Here is a 19,318-nt window from a genome sequence, read left to right on the forward strand (position 1 = left end):
ACTCTGTTTTCTGTTTTCTGTTTTCTGTTTTCTGTTTTCTGTTTTCTGTTTTCTGTTTTCTGTTTTCTGTTTTCTGTTTTCTGTTTTGCTGTACAAAAAGCCAATCACCTTTTATGTTTTTATGAATTTGTATCTGGTTGAGGAAAATCAAAAAAATGGTCGGATAGGTTATTCTTGTACATTATTACTGAATAATAATCATAAATTGGTATATGACGAATTAATTTGATCAGTGCAATGGCTGCTTTAAGGATTTGAGCAATTGATTGAAATTTAAGTAGAAGACATCTTGCTCGGCTTATGCAGCGTTGATGGCTATGGTAAAGCTAATAACTGTAGCGGTTAAGGCTGATGTTTGCTGGCTGTCAATTTGGATTAAGCGGTATCGGGCAGAAGACAGATGCTATTTGATTTTATGTGGTTGTTTGTCACTTTGGCTGTTCAAAATAGAATTAGAGACCTCAGCCGCTTTTACTGCTTTTTTAAAGCGGCCGAGGCGGTTTATTACTCCGTTTTTTCGGCTTCTGGTCGCACCCATTCCGTGATGGTTTTCTGCCGACTGCGTGCCAAAGTTAATTGATCTGGCGGGCAGTTGTGCGTGATGGTGCTGCCGGCACCGGTGGTTGCTCGATCACCAATGATAAGCGGGGCCACCAGCATATTACCGGAACCTATGCGAACGCGGTTGCCGATTTGGGTGCGATGTTTCTTTACACCATCATAATTGCAGGTGATGGTGCCGGCACCAATATTGCTGTGTTCACCAATACTGGTGTCGCCCAGATAGGTTAGGTGATTGGCTTTGCTGCCGGTACCAATAGTGCTGTTTTTAACTTCTACGAAGTTACCAATATGCACGTTGTCGCCAAGCTGGGCTTGAGGACGCAGGCGGGCAAATGGACCAATTTGGGCATGATTACCTATGGAGCAGTTATCCAGATGAGAGTTAGGCAAGATGGTGGTACCGGTACCGATCACGCTATTTTTAATGACGCAGTTAGCACCGATCGTGACGTTGTCGCCCAATTTTACCTCTCCTTCCAACACAACGTTGATGTCAATGATTACGTCCTGACCATGGTTGATTGTACCGCGCAGATCAAATCGTGCTGGATCGCGTAGGGTCACGCCTGCTTGCATTAATTCAGTGGCCTGCTGTTGTTGAAGGATGCGCTCCAGTTGGGCAAGTTGAAGTTTGTTATTCACACCAGCGGCAAGATAGGAAGCGCGTACCTGTAAAGGGTGCACGGGAATGTGATCCTGCTGTGCCAAAGCAATGACGTCGGTAAGATAATACTCCTGTTGCGCATTATGGTTTTGCAGGGCATTGAGCCATGTTGGTAGTTTATGGTTGGGTAAGACGAAGATGCCGGTATTGGTTTCGGTAATGGCTTTTTCGGCAGCACTGGCATCTTTTTCTTCGATAATGGCCACGACATGCCCCTGTTGGCGAATAATGCGGCCGTAGCCGCTGGGGTTGTCCAGCACATCGGTTAATAAACCGATATCGTTTCCTGCCACGTTAAGTAAATCTTGCAGAGTTTGCTGATCAATCAGCGGAACATCACCATAGAGAACCAGTGTTTTACCTTGTGGCGCCAGGTGCGGTAGAGCCATTTTAAGGGCATGTCCAGTTCCCAGTTGCTGCGTTTGTTCAATCCAATTTACTGGGGCATGAATCCGTTGGCGAACGATATCTTTACCATGGCCAATGACGACGCTGATACTATCTGGATTGAGACTTTGTGCTGTGTGGATAACCCTTTCCAGCATGCTTATGCCACCAATTTCATGTAATACTTTTGGTAGGCTGGAATACATGCGGGTGCCTTTACCAGCAGCCAGGATGACGATGTTCAGTTGTGGTGTTGACATAAAATCAGCTTGAATAAGATAGTAAAACAGGCTGCCTGAATGATGGATCACTACGGCAACCTGAGAAAATAAGAAAAAAAGGGTTTTATTCGGCGTAACGATCTGAACGTTGCCAGTGGGTATTGGCCGGAAGTTTTTCGTTAACGTCACCAACTGTGGGTTTCATGGCATGTGGCTCAGGGCGCATGCTGTTGTAACGCATATTATTGGAATAAGTACCATCCTGATAAACTACTCTGGTTCCAGGTTCATATTTCTGACGCAGTTTGGTTTGCCCGCTGGCATCCTGATAGGTTTCCCATGTACAGCCGCTTAGAGCCAATAAGCCACAGATTAAGAAGATTCCTGCGCGCATAGTGTCACCCTTATGGTGTTGTTGTTTATTCTTTATTGTAGTCAATTTGCACGATGGCGTATAGCTGTTTGCAATATTATCGGGGCAATTTTTAACAGAGCCGGCATATCGGCAGCAATGGCGTCGGTATGTGCCTGCGGATAGGTTTGTTTACCGTACCAGATGGTACGCATGCCTAAAGTTCGAGCTGTGTGCAAATTATTTAAGCTATCGTCCACCATGATGCATTGTCTTGGATGGATATTCAGTTGCTGGCAGACATTTTGATAAGCCTGTGGATTGGGTTTGTACAGAAAATTGATCTGATCAATACCGATTAGCTGATGAAAATGGTGATGTATCTGCATGGCGTGGATCAAAGCGTCTACATAATGCTTAGGTCCATTGGAAAAGATGATTTTCTTGCCAGGTAATTGACTCAAAGTCTGCTGTAAGTGAGACATAGGCTGCAAATGTGACAAAATAATTTCCAACGGATGGCTGGCCAATAAAAAGTCTTGCAGGTTGATTTGTGGATGGTGCTGTTTCAGACCAGCCAATGTGGCACCATATTTTTGCCAGTAATGTTGCCTGAGTGCGGAAGCTTGGCTATGGGATAGGTTTAATTGGGCTGACAGATAAGCGGTCATGTGTTGATTGATGATGGTAAAAATACCCGCATCCGCGTCATGCAAGGTGTTATCCAAATCAAATAACCAGTAATGGGACGTCATGATAGTTAAGAGTGATGAAATCGATGGCAGCCATTTAAATGCTTGACTGAACTGAAGTTATAGATTTAAAACAGGAAGTCTGTTTTGAAAGCTGGAGCGGCGTGAATTATATCATCATGAAGCTGGATTCATAAGCGGTTTTTCAGACAGGTATTGAGTAGTCAGACAAGGGCTTACTGCTGTGACAGGGCGCTGAATTAAAAAACTGTATGGTGGTTATTTAAACCTCATAGGTACTGATGATTGTCGTAATGTAAGAAGTGATCATATTTGCAACATTGTCTGGTAAAACGGGTATGATGGATAACCGGTGTTATGTTTATCGAATAAAGGGAGGGTGGCATGAAAGCTGGAAAGTGGTTAAGCGGGTTGATGTGTTTATTGCTGTCGCTGGCTGTACAAGCGCAAACTGAAGTGCGTTTGGCTGTGCATAATGCGTTTTCTTTGCCGAAAGATTTAATTACTCGGTTTGAACGTCAGAATAATGCTAAGGTTGTGGTGGTTAAGGTTGGCAGTGGCAATGAAATGATGAATAAGCTGATTTTAACCCGCGCTAATCCGATTGCTGATGCGGTTTATGGTTTGGATAACGTAAATGTGACAAAGGGAGCAAAATTTAATCTTTTTGCCGCTAATCAGCCAGCTAGTCGTCCAGTCAATGTCACTTTACCGAATGCGGTTGCCATAAACTATGGCTACATCACGATTAATTATGATAAAGCTTGGTTCCAAAAACAGGGTAAAGCCTTACCCAAATCTCTGGATGATCTAGCCAGTCCGGCTTATCGAAATTTACTGGTTATGCCCAGTCCGGCCACTTCATCTGTCGGCTTGGGCTTTTTGCTGGCCAATATAGGCGGTATCGGTGAAAAAGCCACGTTTGAGTGGTGGAAAAAAATGCGTCAGAACGGGGTCAAGATTACCAAGGGATGGAGTGAGGCCTATTACACTGATTTCACGCTCAATGGCGGTAGCCGTCCGATGGTGGTGAGTTATTCGACCAGTCCGGCCGCCGAGGTTTATTACAGTAAGGGTAAATATAAAGTGCCACCTTCTGGTGATTTACGCTTTAAAGGCGCGGTGTTCCGTCAAGTTGAAGGCGCAGCGGTACTCAATAAGGCGAAACAGCCGGCACTGGCCGCAAAACTGGTGCAGTTTTTGCAAAGTAATGAGGTACAAGGTGTGATTCAGACATCTATGTGGGTTTATCCAGCAGTTAAGTCGCTGCCTGTATCGCAGCCCCTGCGTCTGGTTACTGTACCCGAATTCGCTAACCAGCCCAGTGGTGATATCGCTACCCAGCAGCAAAATTGGGTGAGTCAGTGGGTACGGGTGGTGCAACGATAACATTGAGTTAGTCAACGGGTATCCAAAGAATTTGGATTAGCGGATTATTCAGGGCATCAGTGCCCTGTTTTCCTGTTTGAATGTATTGATAGTCATGAACTGTAATCCATGGAATTGAAGTCTAATTGGTCGAAAACTGGTCGTATCAGTCAAAATTTATTGGCTTTGACATTGTTGTTGCTGCCTCTGGTTTTTTTGCTGCTGGTTGTGTTGTTGCCGCTCTGGACAATGTTGCAGCAAACGGATCCAGAAAGTTACCACATGGTGTGGCAGGATGATTTTATGCGCCGGCAACTGGGCTGGACAACAATTCAGGCTGGCATCAGTACTTTTATCACCTTGTTATTGGGTGTGCCGGTAGCCTGGTTCATTACCCGCATACAGTTTCGCGGGCGCGAATGGGTGTTGCGTCTTATTATGCTGCCTTTTGTGATGCCTACGCTGGTCGCTGCTATGGGCATATTGGCACTCTTCGGTGCGCAGGGAATGCTGTGGCGTGGATGGGATGACACCCCGTACCTGTTGTTGTATGGCAATGTATTTTTTAATTTGCCCGTCATGGTACGTGCTGCTTATCAGGGTTTATGTCAGGTACCGGCAAACCGATTGTATGCAGCACAAACATTGGGCGCCAATATTTGGCAACGGTTTGTTCGGGTGGAATGGCCACAAATGCGGCCTTGGCTCTCCGGTGCCATGTGTCTGGTTTTTATATACTGCTTTTCTGGATTTGGACTGGCGTTATTATTGGGCGGAGAAAGATACGGTACGCTGGAAGTGCAGATTTACCAGTTAATTGCTTATGAGCTGGATATGGCACAGGCGGGTGTACTGGTTGTGTGGGCTTTGTCCATCACCCTAATCGCCGGATTATTGTATGCCGTGATCAGTAAGCGCACGACGTTTAAAGCAACGGTACAAGTATTGCCACCTAAGACTCCGTCTGCTGGTCAGAAACTTGGTTTAGCGCTGGCTTTAGTGTTACTGCTGCTATGCTGTGCCATGCCAATTTTAGCATTGGGCTGGCGTGCTATCTCAGCCGGTAGTTCATGGCAGGTTTTGCTCGAAGAAGATACATGGCAGGCTTTATTTAATACAATTCGGTTTACTGTACTGGCAATGGCACTGGCATTATTGCTGGGTTTTTGTCATGCCGCTCTGGCACACCGTTGGGCATGGGTGCGGAGTATCACTTTTTTGCCTTTTATGGCCTCTCCAGTATGTGTTTCTTTTGGCTTGTTGTTATGTTATCCGGACTATACCGCATCTTTAAGTATGTTGATTGCAACGTATGCTTTGCTGGCTTATCCCTTTATTACTAAGGATGTATTGGCTGCGTGGGATAGTTTGCCGGTGCAATATGAACAAGCTGCCCGCACTTTGGGGGCTAAAAATTGGCAAGTTTTATTATTTGTAACCTTACCTTTATTGCGGCCGGCATTGCAACGAGGTTTAGCCTTAGCTGCGGCCACTTGTGTCGGAGAATTTGCGGCCACACTGTTTTTATCCCGACCAGAATGGCAGACCTTAACTACACTGATTTATCATTATCTTGGTATTGCCGGACAGGATAATTACGATCGGGCAATGGTCTTAACGCTGATCTTGATGTTGGTAGCGATACTGATTTTTAGTTTATTGGAGTGGTGTACTGCCAGAAAGGAAAAATCGCTATGCTGAGCTGGCGACACATTCATAAACACTTTGGCGACAAACTAATCGCAGACGACTTAAGTTTGGATGTTAATGATGGTGAACTGATTGCGATATTGGGAGAAAGTGGCAGCGGTAAATCGACTATGCTGAATATTGCTGCCGGTTTGGTGGCTCCAGATGACGGTTCAGTGTGGGTAAATGAGCAAAATATCACCAATTGGGCAGCGGAGAAACGCCGTTTGGGTTTGATGTTTCAGGATTATGCCTTATTACCTCATCTGAATGTTTGGCAAAACGTTGCTTTTGGCTTACGTATGCATGGTGTCAGCAAAAAAGAAGCTCGTCAGCAGGCTTATGAGCTGTTAGCGCAAATCGGACTGGCTGATTTGGCGCAACAACGTATTCAAGTTTTATCTGGCGGGGAACGGCAGCGAGTAGCCTTAGCACGCGCTTTGATTATGCAGCCGCAGGGATTATTGTTGGATGAGCCTTTTTCAGCACTGGATACGAGCTTACGTAGTAGTTTGCAGCAATTGACCTTGCGCTTAATACAACAACAGCATTGCCCAGCTGTATTGGTCACGCATAGTCCAAAGGAAGCTTTTGCTATGGCTAACTGGATTTGTCTGCTACACCATGGAAAATGGGTGCAACAGGGCACAGTAACCGAGCTTCTGGCTCGGCCGCTTAATGCTTGGGTAGCTCGGCTGTTAGGTTGTGATAATGTTACCGATAATTGGTATATTCCCCAAACTGCGATGCAATATGATGCCCAGCACGGCACACCATTACAGGTTTGTACAGTTAACCTGACCGCCACCAACTATGATGTGCAGTTAATGCATCCGCAGTATGGTTTGTTACATTGGTGGTTGCCATTGACGCAGCCGGTTAATGTGGGTGATTGGTTACCCCTGACTATCTGGTCGGAACAAATTGTGATTTTTCCCTGATGATCTGTAGCTGAGCCGGCATATTTTGCGTGGTTAGGCTAGCGTTATGGATAACATTAGTAGTTGAAGGTGATATAATTACACTTATTTTTGCTCAACTATTCATTTATTCACGGAGATTCTCATGGCTTTAGTTTCTATGCGCCAACTGCTTGATCATGCTGCTGAAAACAGCTATGGTTTGCCGGCATTTAACGTCAATAATCTGGAACAGATGCGCGCAATTATGGAAGCAGCTGATGAAGTCAATGCTCCAGTGATCGTGCAGGCCAGTGCTGGAGCGCGTAAATATGCTGGTGCGCCATTTTTGCGTCATCTTATTTTGGCCGCGATAGAAGAATTTCCTCATATTCCAGTCGTGATGCATCAGGATCATGGCGCATCACCTGAAGTTTGCCAGCGTTCCATTCAGCTTGGGTTTTCATCCGTGATGATGGATGGATCACTGCTCAGCGATGCGAAAACACCTTCTACTTATGAATATAATGTTGATGTGACTCGGAAAACCGTCTATATGGCACATGCTTGCGGTGTTTCAGTTGAAGGGGAAATCGGTTGTCTGGGGAATCTGGAAACCGGGGAAGCTGGGGAAGAAGACGGAGTTGGGGCTGCTGGTAAGTTAAGTCATGATCAAATGTTGACCAGTGTCGATGAAGCGGTACGCTTTGTACAAGACACCAGTGTCGATGCTTTGGCTATCGCCATAGGTACCAGTCATGGTGCTTATAAATTTACGCGCAAACCAACAGGTGATGTTTTGCGTATCGACCGTATTCGTGAAATTCATGAGCGTCTGCCCAATACCCATCTGGTGATGCACGGATCCAGCTCAGTGCCACAGGAATGGTTGCAGGTGATCAATGAATATGGTGGTGAAATTCCTGAAACTTATGGTGTGCCGGTTGAAGAAATTGTGCAGGGTATCAAATACGGTGTGCGTAAAGTGAACATTGATACCGACCTGCGACTGGCGAGTACTGGAGCTATTCGTCGTTTTCTGGCAACACATCCAGCCGAATTTGATCCACGTAAATATTTTACTGAAACCATTAAAGCCATGAAACAGATTTGTATTGATCGCTATGTGGCTTTTGGTGCTCAAGGTCAGGCAGATAAAATTAAGCCTATATCATTAGAAAAAATGGCTAATCGTTATGCTAAAGGCGAATTGGTGCAGATTATTAAATAATCCCATCAGAAACTGTATGCAACAAGGGCTATTCTTGAGGAATAGTCCTTTTTTGCGTGCCCCATAAGTTAAACAGCAAAATCATCAATCTTATATTCGACTAAAATTAATTAGACCACTGTTTCAGGAACCTTACTTAACAAGGCTGTCTGCATAAATTGCCGTTGGAAATACAATAATGCCTGTTGCTCGTGTGTGTCAGTAACATGAATATGGTCTATGGCAACATAAAAGATACTATGGGTACCGATGTCATGGCTATTAATGATATGTCCATGAAGATGTGCCAGTGCGCCAGGTAACTGTGGTTGGGCAGATTGCGGATGAGTTTCCCAGTTATTTTGTAAAAAGCGTTCTGCTGCACTAATTGGGGTTATACCAGCAAAGTGTTCCGCTACATCTTGTTGCGTGTGGGATAAGACATTAATACATAAATGTTTGTTGCGACGAAGAATAGGTTGAATTCGTGCATGTTGATTAATACACAGTAATACCGTCGGTGGTGTATCCGTGACTGAACTAATGGCTGTCAGAGTAATGCCGTATCGACCGGCTTCACCATCTGTGGTGATCACATGTACGCTGGCAGCCACTTTTGCCATCGCATCGCGATATAAAGAAGGGATATTGGTAGTGGTTTGATTCATGTGTTAATTAGATTCTTCGTTATTATCGATAGCAATATCCGTAAATTCTTTTAATAAATTACCCAGTTGTTGCAGTTTTTCCTGAGTAAAGCGTTCTTCAAGAGTCTTATAACGTGCATCTACAGCAATACAGAATTTTTCATATAGATGTTCACCCTCACTGGTCAATTTCAGAAAAACACGACGTTGATCATTAGACGGTTTTAATCTAACTACAAAGTTGAGTTTTTCAAGCCGGGTTAATATACCGGTCAAACTTGGACGCAGTATACAAGCCTGTTTGGCTAAATCCTGAAAATCCATAATACCGTGTTCAGCAAGTAAACGAATAATGCGCCATTGCTGATCAGTGATCCCCATATCGTTCAGCATGGGACGAAAGTGAGAAAGTAACGCTTCACGAGTCTGAATCAGGACGATGTTCAGGGATGAGTATCTAGATGTGTTAACCACCAGTATTCTCCATTCTATCAATGTATCCGGTTCAAATTGTGTTAATAAATATATAGAAAATTAATTAATTTATAAATATAAAAATATGAATTAACTTATTTTAATCATTTTATACAATTTATATTAGTTTAACTAATTGTTTTATATCTAATATTATTTATTTGATTAAATATTGCTTTGAAACAATAAAATAGGAAAAAGCCGCCTGCTGGCGGCTGATTTAAACATTATTGATATTTTTCCAATTGTTTGGAAATTTGAGTCATCTTTTCCTCAAGCTCAGCCAGTTCGAGACGATCTTTCTCTACCAGGTGTGCCGGAGCTTTTTCAGCATAACCGGGTTTGGATAGCTTGGCATCAATCTTATCAATTTTCTTTTGTAGTTTTTCCGCTTCCTTGTGTAAGCGCAAACGTTCCGCCGCTTTATCCACTTCCACTTTGAGCATCAATCTGGCACCCTGACAAACAGCAACCGGTGCGTCATCAGTTTCAGGTAAACGCTCAACTTGTTGCGCTTCGCTTAAACGAGCCATCATGGGTAAATAGGGTAGTAAATCGCCCAGATCATGACTACTTTGTATCAACAGCGGAACTTTAACGCTCATGGCTAAGCCCATCTCACCACGTAAATTGCGCACACTGTTGATCAAGTCTTGTAGATAGGTCATCTGCTCCATAGCCGGCGGTTGGATTAGACTTTCGTCAGCAACCGGCCACGCAGCCAGCATAATACTGTCTGTTTGTTTGGCATTGGCCAAGGGAGCTAAAGTTTGCCACAATTCTTCAGTGATAAAAGGCATGACTGGATGCAATAACCGTAACACCGTTTCCAATACTCTGACCAAAGTACGGCGGGTAGCACGTTGCTGTGCTGCATCACCTTTTTGTAACTGCGTTTTAGCCAATTCGACATACCAGTCACAATATTCATTCCAGATAAATTCGTACAACGTTTGCGCCAGCATATCAAACCGATAAGTATCCAGCGCTTCAGTCACAGCGCTAATGGTTTGTTGTAAGCGCGTCAGTAACCATTGATCAACAAAACTGTAGGTTAATGGCAACGTTTCGTCTTGCCCACAGTCTTGGTTTTCAACATTCATCAACACAAAGCGACTGGCATTCCACAACTTATTGCAGAAATTGCGGTAGCCTTCTGCACGTTTGAAATCGAAATTAATGGTACGACCAAGGCTGGCGTAGCTGGCCATAGTGAAGCGTAAGGCATCGGCACCAAATACCGGAATACCATTTGGAAACAGTTTTTCCGTATCTTTAACCACTTTGGGAGCTTTTTCTGGACGGCGCAGACCAGTAGTGCGTTTGATCAGCAGTTCTGGTAGATCAATGCCGTCAATCAGATCCACTGGATCAATCACATTCCCCTCAGATTTAGACATTTTTTTGCCTTCATGGTCGCGCACCATACCGTGAATATAAATATCATGGAAAGGAACCTTACCCGTGAAGTGCGTAGTCATCATAATCATTCGTGCAACCCAGAAGAAAATGATTTCATAACCGGTTACGAGTACCTGTGAAGGCAAAAATGCCTTAAGTTCTGGGGTGTTTTCAGGCCAGCCTAAAGTAGAAAAAGGCACCAATGCAGAAGAAAACCACGTGTCTAATACGTCTTCATCCCGAGTTAAAACCGCATCTGCCCCTGCTTGAGCCAGTGCTTCTGCTTCATTACGGGCCACATAGACCTGACCATGCTGATCATACCAAGCCGGAATCTGGTGACCCCACCATAGCTGACGGGAAATGCACCAGTCCTGAATATTATTCATCCATTGATTATAGGTATTGACCCAATTTTCTGGAATAAAGCGTACCTGACCACTTTCAACGGCATGAATACATTTCTCAGTTAGGGTTTTACCTTTGAATTCTGATTCGGGTTCGGCATACACACCATTATCCGGTGTGCGTGTCATGGCGACAAACCACTGATTGGTCAGCATCGGTTCAATCACACTGCCGGTACGGTCACCTTTCGGTGTCATCAACTTATGCTCTTCAACCTTAACCAGTAACCCTTGCTCTTGCAAATCGGCAACCATCTGTTTACGGGCTTTAAATCTATCCATACCGGCATACTGTGCCGGTAAACTGATGGCTGGCTGCACTTGACCTTGGAAATTGAATACTTCTGCTTGTGGCAAAATAGTCGCATCTAAAGCAAGAACATTAACTAAAGCTGTCTGATGACGTTTCCCAACTTCATAATCGTTGAAGTCATGAGCTGGTGTAATTTTGACGCAACCAGTGCCGAAATCTTTATCGACATATTCGTCCGCAATAACCGGAATAGTACGACCAGATAAAGGTAATAACAGTTGTTTGCCAATAAACGAAGCATAACGTTCATCTTCAGGATGCACCGCTACCGCTACATCTCCTAAAAGCGTTTCCGGACGGGTTGTAGCAACGATCAATGATTGCGTAGGGTCATCGGCTAGAGGATAACGAATATGCCACATATGGCCGTTTTCTTCGATATTTTCCACTTCCAGATCAGATACGGCCGTGCCCAATACCGGATCCCAGTTTACCAACCGTTTGCCGCGATAAATTAGTCCTTGCTGAAACAATCGTACAAATACTTCACTCACCACTTCAGCACGCGTTTCATCCATGGTGAAATATTCGCGGCTCCAGTCAACTGAACAACCAACTCGGCGCATCTGCTCAGTAATGGTGCCACCGGAAAATTTTTTCCAATCCCAAATTTTGGCTATAAAAGCATCTCGACCAAGATCATGACGGGTAATATTTTCAGCAGCCAGTTGCCGTTCAACCACAATTTGTGTAGCGATACCGGCATGATCAGAGCCCGGAATCCAGCATACATTTTCACCTTTCATACGGTGATAACGAGTCAAACCATCCATAATGGTCTGATTAAATGCATGCCCCATATGCAAAGTACCAGTCACGTTTGGTGGCGGTAACTGGATAGCAAATGATGGTTTATTTAAATCAAGTGAAGGTTCGAAGTAGCCGCGTTCTTCCCATTGCTGATACCAGCGGGCTTCAATTTCACTCGGAGAGTATTGGCTGTTTAACATGGTTACTGGTTTAGAAAATAACTAAAAATAAGACAGCGATTATAACGCATAGATTCGGTTAAGGTTCAGAACCTTAGATTTATATTCGGTATAATTGCGTTGCTAAAAGAAATTTTAGTCCAGCGTCAGCTTAAAAGAGAATAAATAATCCATTGATTTAATGTATTAATCTAAATGTTTCAGCTTGACGATAAAAACGATAAAAAAAAGTATCAAGACTTTTCAGAAAAATGTTGTTAAAAGACCGATTTTCTCAAGTCGTCACATCATTACCCTTAAATATATTTCCACAATGTTTAACTTCAATTATTTTGCTGACTTAATCCTGATAACTACCGCGCTAAAAAAACGCGACAATCCATACATCAGCTAATCGGCCAAAATGGCCATTCAGATTGGTTAATCAAAAATCATCTATGTTGAACTGATTGATGGTTGAACCGTCATACTAGAATATGGGTAAACCATCAAAAAAACTGCCTGAAATACTCAGGCAGTTTGCAGATATTATTGCGGGAACATCCCTTTCATTCCTTTGGCCATACGCAGCAGCTTGCCCATACCACCTTTTGTCAGCGATTTCATCATCTTTTGTGATTGTTCAAACTGCTTAAGCATTTTATTTACTTCCTGCACAGTTACACCTGCACCATTGGCAATCCGCCGTTTACGGCTGGCTTTAATCAGCAATGGATGACTACGTTCTTTCGGCGTCATCGAATTGATGATGGCTTCAACACGATTCATGGCTTTTGCGGCAGTTCCTTCCGGTACCTGTGTCGCCATTTTGCCCATTTCGCCCGGTAATTTGGACATGATCGATTCAATTCCACCCATCTTATGCATTTGTTGAATCTGCGCTTTAAAGTCATTTAGATCGAAACCCTTGCCCTTATGCAGCTTCTTCGCCATCTGCTGAGCAGTTTTTTCGTCGATACCTTTTTGCACATCTTCAATCAGCGATAAGACATCGCCCATACCCAGAATACGTGAGGCCATACGGTCTGGATAAAACGGTTCTAATCCAGTGATTTTTTCACCCACACCAATAAACTTGATGGGTTTACCCGTTACATGACGCACAGACAGAGCAGCACCACCACGGGCATCACCATCCATTTTAGTGAGCACCACGCCAGTCAACGGCAGAGTATCATTAAATGCTTTGGCCGTATTGACTGCATCCTGACCCTGCATGGCATCCACCACGAACAAGGTTTCAACTGGGTTGATTGCGGCGTGAACCTGCTGGATTTCATCCATCATTTTCTCATCAATCGCCAGTCGACCGGCCGTATCAACCATCAAAACATCATAAAAATGCTTTTTAGCATAATCTAAAGCATTGCTGGCAATAGTAACAGGCTGCTCATTTTCGTTGGAAGGGAAGAAATCCACTTCTACCTGTTGTGCCAATAGTTTTAACTGTTCAATAGCCGCTGGACGATAAACGTCAGCAGAAACAACCAATACTTTCTTCTTATGGTCATTTTTCAGCAATCTGGCCAGTTTGCCCACAGTCGTGGTTTTACCGGCACCTTGTAAACCAGCCATCAGAATAACTGCTGGCGGGACTGCTGCCAGATTTAAACTGCTGTTTTCTTTACCCATCAGCTCGGTTAGTGCATCATTGACCACACCAATAAAAGCCTGACCAGGCGTGAGGCTGCCGATGACCTCTTGACCGACTGCACGTTCTTTTACCGAACTCATAAAATCTTTTACAACCGGTAAAGCCACGTCTGCTTCCAGTAAAGCCATGCGAACTTCGCGCAAGGCTTCCTTGATATTATCTTCACTCAGGCGCGCTTGACCGCGCAGGGTTTTAGCGATTTTACTAAAGCGATCTGATAGATTATCTAACATCGAAACCGTCTCCAGCTACGTGTAAGTAGCCTGTTCATATCTGTTGAAAATCGCTACTTCCAATCAATTCCATAAAAATGGGGGATGAATAAAAGGCGATTTGGTTATAAAATAGCACACTGTCGCTTCCTCTAAATCTGTTTTTAATCGATGAAGCGACAAAATATTGCCTATTTTACACTACGCGCGCCTAAAAATGGCGCGCTATTGTTGCGGAAAAAAATGAGTTGTTTAATTTTGGTGCGGATATTTGCCTACACAGTACTCAACAATAGGTATTTGGTCTGCTTCACATAGCCAGAATTTTTCAGCTCAGTACACTGCGGAAATAGCCAACTATTTTTTGCCAGTATCGCGGTTAAATGCCTGCGTAGTATAGCAGCCTTTTTAATGCCAAAACGACTATTGGCGTGGATTGGACGGGTACATAATTTAACTTCAGGGTTAATGATTTTATTCAAAGGAATGGAAATATTCACTACAGTGTGCAAGGTTCGTAATTGATGTATTTTCCTGTGATTGTGGCGCTGATGTTGAGTGTTTCGATAATACCAATCTGGGCAATAGTCATAACCTGCAAAGTGGTGCATTTATGCTACAGGTATTTTCATTATTACAGGCGATTTTATGCTGATAAAATATTACAGCTGGCGTCGCCTTTGATCAAATACTTGTGATTTTATTTCTTACCCGTTGCTTGCCATTGAAACAGTGGTGTTTGAAAGATTGAGGGCGCAGTTTTTTTCAGCAGGCAATATTTTGGCAACCCAAAAATTTAATCACAAAACCATCTTTTGGTGTTGTCTTGGTTAATTTTTGATCATTCTGTTTATGACATCATACCCAAGCTTGGCGCGGAAAACAGCGGCTTTTTGGTTAATTAGTGTCTTATGTCAGTCTGGTGCTGGGTTATTTCAACAGCAAATTTGAGCATGAATTTTTGTTTTAACTTTTATTTTTAATAGTATCACCCTGATTTGTAACCATAGGATATTTGAATGAGTGACTTACAATCGTCAGTTGACAGCCATAAGCAAAGCGCAGCTGAACAACGTTTAGCCACACCTGAAGGACGACGGGAATTTATTAAGGCAACACTTTCCTGCTGGCTTGGTACCACCATGGAATATGTGGATTTTGCCCTGTACGGTCTGGCCGCAGGTCTGGTGTTCGGAGATGTGTTTTTTCCAGAAGTAACGCCGACACTTGCCTTATTATCAAGTTTTGCCACTTATTCAGTTGGCTTTGTTGCCCGCCCGATTGGTGCCATCTTTTTTGGCCGAATGGGCGATCGCAAAGGACGGAAATTTGTACTGGTGACGACCATCGCATTAATGGGGATTTCCACTACCCTAATTGGCTTTATTCCCAGCTATGCCACCATTGGTCTATGGGCACCATTGATGCTGGTCATATTACGCTTCGTTCAGGGCTTTGGTGCCGGTGCTGAGCTTTCTGGCGCTACTGTCATGCTGGGGGAATATGCTCCTCCAAAACACCGCGGTCTGATTGCCTCCATTATTGGCATTGGTTCCAACAGTGGTACATTGGTCGCGTCCGCCGTATGGCTGCTAGTCCTGATGCTGGATCCTGCAGATGTGAATACCTGGGGCTGGCGCATTCCATTTGTCCTCAGTGCCTTAATTGCTGTTGCTGCAACATTAATCCGTCGCCATGTGCGTGAAACACCGGTGTTTGAACAGGAGCAAAAAGAATCTGAACAAGCACCAACAGATAACGGCTTAGCGACCCCAGCCACCGCCAACCATTCTCACACTTCCCTATGGGCGCGCAATAAAGCGTTTTTTGTCATGCTAGGGTTGCGAATTGGTGAAAATGGACCATCTTATTTGGCACAAGGATTTGTCATTGGCTATGTAGTCAAAATTCTGCATGTCAATAAAACCGTTGCCACTACAGCGGTATTTGTGGCTTCCTTGCTGGGTTTCTTTGTGATTCCGTTTGCTGGTTGGCTGTCTGACCGGTTTGGTCGACGCATTGTTTACCGTTGGTTCTGCTTCCTGCTCATGCTGTATGCCGTGCCAGCTTATATGTTTCTGGAAACCCGTGATCCCTTCATCGTAGCCACGATTATTGTTATCGGTATGTGTTTGGCTTCACTGGGTATCTTCGGTGTACAGGCAGCATATGGCGTAGAGCTTTTCGGTGTACGCAACCGCTATTCCAAAATGGCTCTGGCCAAAGAACTCGGTGGTATCCTTTCTGGTGGTACAGCAGCTTTAGTTGCTTCAGCATTATTTGATCATTACAAGTCATGGTGGCCTATTGCCATTTACTTCGCAGTCATGGCCGGTATTGGTTTTGTCACTACTTTCTTTGCTCCGGAAACACGCGGACGTGATCTAAATGCAGTTGAAGATGCTATCTAAAGCGTTCTCAATTGATTGATACATAAAACGGAGTCAGTTTTGACTCCGTTGCAATATACGTATAGGTAAGATTTATGAAGCGCATCGTGATTGACTGTGATCCTGGTAATGGCATTCCAGGGGCCAATGTTGATGATGGACTGGCTCTGGCCTTAGCTTTAGCCTCTGATTCAATCAAACTGGAACTGATTACCATCGTTGCGGGTAATACGCCTCGCGATACCGGTTATCGGGTAGCCTGCCAGATGCTAAAAGAACTGAACGTCACTATTCCGGTAGTAAAAGGCGCGGCGCAGGCATTACTTGAACCGGCTGAACCATGGCGGGAGCAACTGGATAACAATGTGCGCAAACAGGGTTTATTATCTCTTTGGGATAATCTACCTGCATTACCTGCGGTTGCAGATATCAGCACACCACATGCCGCTCAAGCAATTGGAGAACTCGTGTGCAACAATCCAGGTGAAATAACCGTAGTTGCCATTGGACCCTTAACCAACATAGCCCATACCATCCAGCTTTACCCAGATTTTGCCCGCTCCGTGGCCGAAATCGTTATCATGGGTGGAGTATTTCAACTGGATAATTATCTTAAAGACACCAACTTTGCCGTTGATCCTGAAGCGGCGAAAATTGTTATCGAAAGCGGTGCCAATATTACCCTTGCGCCATTAGATGTCACCACGCAGACCATGCTTACCCATCAGGATTTAGATCAATTACAAAACTACAACAATCCGCTGAGTAATTTTATCGTTCGTACCACACGTCCTTGGATGGATTATTCAATACAGACACGTCATTTGCCTGGATGCTGGATCCATGATGTTCTATGTGTTGCGCAATTGATTGACAGAGAAATAGCCACCACATCTGCTTACATTGTCGATGTTTCCACCGCTCAAGATTGTACCCGAGCCAGTAGTCGGCGCTGGAAGGAAGGAGCGTTACGTTTGACCGTGGGCATGCAGCCAGTCACACACCAACCCATCAATGTCATGGATCAGGTTAATAATCAGCGCCTGTTAAAAGTCATATTCCATGCTTTGGAAAAATATCACTAACTAAATATAAGCAGTAGCTGATTAATTTTAAATCTTAAAAGCCTGTATATAGTGGTTTAATCAAAGTCATTGCTAATATTAAGTCTAATAATTTTTTACTTGCCCTGGAAAAAATATAATCTAATCGTAAACAAATTGTTGCTGGTATCTCTATACCTAAATTTTTATCAACTTGAAAATAGGGTTCAATTTGAAATAGGCACATTATTAATGCTTAGCCAGCCATACTCTGTAAATTACTGCTATAGTTATCAGCTAATATATTAAAAAACCAATTATCAGCAGGTGAATAGCTAAAATATATCTTCATCATTTAATTATTACGAAATAGCTTGAGAAAACATCAATTTGATTTGCTAAAATCATATTTACATATCTAAAATTAACGATTATTAATTTCAATTTCTTTTAATTTGATATAATCGGATAAGAAATGTCATTCTAAAAACTAAACTGAATTTACACATTACCTTATTTTGTTTATTTTAATATCGGAGAATTTATATGCGTTTTAGCAAAAATCGTTTGATTGGGTTGGCTTTAATTATTTTGAGTAGTTCTTTCATGGCAGCGTGTGGTGATTCCAGCGATCTGAAAACCCAAGGTAAAAATGTTATCAATCAATTATCTGGGAAAGATAAAAAGCAAGAAGAAAGCAACAAATACAATAAATATGTTGAATTCTATAATGATGGTTTGAATGACATTTACGAAGAAGTTAACACTTATATTCAAAATATGGGACAAGATCCAAATTTAAATAAAGAAGAAGCATATACGATTGGATCAAGTTATTCTAAATGGGATGAAATCAAAAAACTGCCGCAAGAGGCACCAGCGATGCAAGAATTTGATGACATTGCTAAAGAATTGATTCCTGTGGCTGAAAATTTAGATCAATTATTGACATCGGCACGAGAATATTACAAAGCAAAAGATTACAAAGATGATCAATATGCTAAGGGTCAAGAATTGCACACTAAAATACTGGCCGAAATAAACAAGTTCGAGTCGCTTTATTCTAAATTTAATCAGGCTTTAGAAAATAGACAAAGAGTTGTACGCGCTGAACAAATGGAACAAGCCAAAAAAGAGGGTGATGAAGTGAGATATAATCTGATTAATGTCGCCACTAAGATGGATAAAATCCTGGATGAGCTAAATGCAGAAAAGATTTCTGCTGCTAATGTGCTATCAACAGATTTAACCAAAATCAAACCATTATATGAAGAATATAATCAAGCGCAAAAAGCATTGAGAGACGCTGTTAATAATGCCAAAAACAAAGATGAATTGGAAAATGTAGAAAGATATGTTGAAAAAACAACCGAATTTAAATTAGAGGTAATTAATTTAATTGATCGGGTTGAAAATAAAAAAACATTAAGAAATTCTGAAGTTCGCTATCCTAGAAATGTCGATGGAACGCCAGAAAAACTAGCTGACATTCAACAATCAGCAACAAGTAGATATAATCGCATTAATTAAATAAAATTTAAATTTTTTATCCTCAAGAGGTAGTTTAGCTGAGCTGAATTACCTCTTATATTATTTTAATTTTCATATCGTATAGGGAATACCAATAATATAATGCAATATCTGCTGGGCAAGATTAAGTCAAGTTCCTCTTGAAAGACTTGTTCAGATAATGTGTATGCGCTTGTATGGGACACTTTTGCACGAAAGGATAGGAATAATATCTGATGCACGTCACCGGTTAAGTTGGCTGTTCATGCAAT

At 42.9% G+C, this 19,318-nt stretch carries 15 protein-coding genes; 7 read left to right on the forward strand and 8 right to left on the reverse strand.

What is annotated here, in order from left to right:
* Positions 1 to 504: 504 nt before the first annotated feature.
* The 3 genes from glmU to J3U68_RS01430 form a co-directional block, all read right to left on the reverse strand.
* Positions 505 to 1,875: a bifunctional UDP-N-acetylglucosamine diphosphorylase/glucosamine-1-phosphate N-acetyltransferase GlmU gene (gene glmU / locus J3U68_RS01420; RefSeq protein ID WP_267376177.1), complete on the reverse strand. Its 1,371-nt coding sequence runs from the start codon at positions 1,873 to 1,875 to the stop codon at positions 505 to 507.
* Positions 1,876 to 1,960: 85 nt separating this feature from the next.
* Positions 1,961 to 2,230: a spore cortex protein gene (locus tag J3U68_RS01425; RefSeq protein ID WP_267373806.1), complete on the reverse strand. Its 270-nt coding sequence runs from the start codon at positions 2,228 to 2,230 to the stop codon at positions 1,961 to 1,963.
* Between the two features lie 41 nt (positions 2,231 to 2,271).
* A complete protein-coding gene (locus tag J3U68_RS01430) occupies positions 2,272 to 2,943 on the reverse strand; it encodes a pyrimidine 5'-nucleotidase (protein WP_267373808.1) in 672 nt (223 codons plus the stop codon).
* Between the two features lie 342 nt (positions 2,944 to 3,285).
* Between J3U68_RS01430 and J3U68_RS01435 the strand changes: the two genes are divergently transcribed.
* From J3U68_RS01435 to fba, 4 genes are all read left to right on the forward strand, one after another.
* Entirely contained in the window at positions 3,286 to 4,290 is a 1,005-nt protein-coding gene (locus J3U68_RS01435) for a thiamine ABC transporter substrate-binding protein (RefSeq protein ID WP_267373810.1), read from the forward strand.
* 108 nt (positions 4,291 to 4,398) lie between these two features.
* A complete protein-coding gene (locus J3U68_RS01440) occupies positions 4,399 to 5,970 on the forward strand; it encodes an ABC transporter permease (protein WP_267373812.1) in 1,572 nt (523 codons plus the stop codon).
* Complete coding sequence (locus J3U68_RS01445; RefSeq protein ID WP_267373814.1) at positions 5,964 to 6,899, forward strand: ABC transporter ATP-binding protein; 936 nt, start codon at positions 5,964 to 5,966, stop codon at positions 6,897 to 6,899. The genes J3U68_RS01440 and J3U68_RS01445 overlap by 7 nt, the downstream gene beginning before the upstream one ends.
* A gap of 124 nt (positions 6,900 to 7,023) precedes the next feature.
* Positions 7,024 to 8,088 (forward strand): class II fructose-bisphosphate aldolase, encoded by a 1,065-nt coding sequence (gene fba / locus J3U68_RS01450; protein ID WP_267373816.1) that lies wholly within the window; start codon positions 7,024 to 7,026, stop codon positions 8,086 to 8,088.
* A gap of 110 nt (positions 8,089 to 8,198) precedes the next feature.
* Here the strand turns inward: fba and hpaC are convergent, their stop codons facing one another.
* The 5 genes from hpaC to J3U68_RS01475 all read right to left on the reverse strand — a co-directional run bounded on the left by hpaC (position 8,199) and on the right by J3U68_RS01475 (position 14,715).
* Complete coding sequence (hpaC, locus tag J3U68_RS01455; protein WP_267373817.1) at positions 8,199 to 8,735, reverse strand: 4-hydroxyphenylacetate 3-monooxygenase, reductase component; 537 nt, start codon at positions 8,733 to 8,735, stop codon at positions 8,199 to 8,201.
* A 3-nt stretch (positions 8,736 to 8,738) separates the two neighbouring features.
* Positions 8,739 to 9,188: a homoprotocatechuate degradation operon regulator HpaR gene (gene hpaR / locus J3U68_RS01460; RefSeq protein WP_267373820.1), complete on the reverse strand. Its 450-nt coding sequence runs from the start codon at positions 9,186 to 9,188 to the stop codon at positions 8,739 to 8,741.
* 227 nt (positions 9,189 to 9,415) lie between these two features.
* Entirely contained in the window at positions 9,416 to 12,259 is a 2,844-nt protein-coding gene (locus J3U68_RS01465; RefSeq protein WP_267373822.1) for a valine--tRNA ligase, read from the reverse strand.
* 507 nt (positions 12,260 to 12,766) lie between these two features.
* Positions 12,767 to 14,125 carry a signal recognition particle protein gene (ffh, locus tag J3U68_RS01470; protein ID WP_267373824.1) on the reverse strand — a complete coding sequence of 453 codons (1,359 nt, stop codon included), beginning with the start codon at positions 14,123 to 14,125 and terminating at the stop codon, positions 12,767 to 12,769.
* 254 nt (positions 14,126 to 14,379) lie between these two features.
* A complete protein-coding gene (locus J3U68_RS01475; protein ID WP_267373826.1) occupies positions 14,380 to 14,715 on the reverse strand; it encodes a hypothetical protein in 336 nt (111 codons plus the stop codon).
* Positions 14,716 to 15,123: 408 nt separating this feature from the next.
* Here J3U68_RS01475 and J3U68_RS01480 point away from each other — a divergent pair, with 408 nt between their 5' ends.
* The 3 genes from J3U68_RS01480 (at position 15,124) to J3U68_RS01490 (ending at position 19,067) form a co-directional block, all read left to right on the forward strand.
* Positions 15,124 to 16,515 carry an MFS transporter gene (locus J3U68_RS01480; protein WP_267373828.1) on the forward strand — a complete coding sequence of 464 codons (1,392 nt, stop codon included), beginning with the start codon at positions 15,124 to 15,126 and terminating at the stop codon, positions 16,513 to 16,515.
* A 74-nt stretch (positions 16,516 to 16,589) separates the two neighbouring features.
* A complete protein-coding gene (locus J3U68_RS01485; RefSeq protein ID WP_267373830.1) occupies positions 16,590 to 17,579 on the forward strand; it encodes a nucleoside hydrolase in 990 nt (329 codons plus the stop codon).
* A gap of 504 nt (positions 17,580 to 18,083) precedes the next feature.
* Positions 18,084 to 19,067: a DUF3829 domain-containing protein gene (locus J3U68_RS01490; protein ID WP_267373832.1), complete on the forward strand. Its 984-nt coding sequence runs from the start codon at positions 18,084 to 18,086 to the stop codon at positions 19,065 to 19,067.
* Positions 19,068 to 19,318: the final 251 nt, after the last annotated feature.

Source organism: Snodgrassella sp. B3882 (genome assembly GCF_026535915.1).
Lineage (GTDB): Bacteria > Pseudomonadota > Gammaproteobacteria > Burkholderiales > Neisseriaceae > Snodgrassella.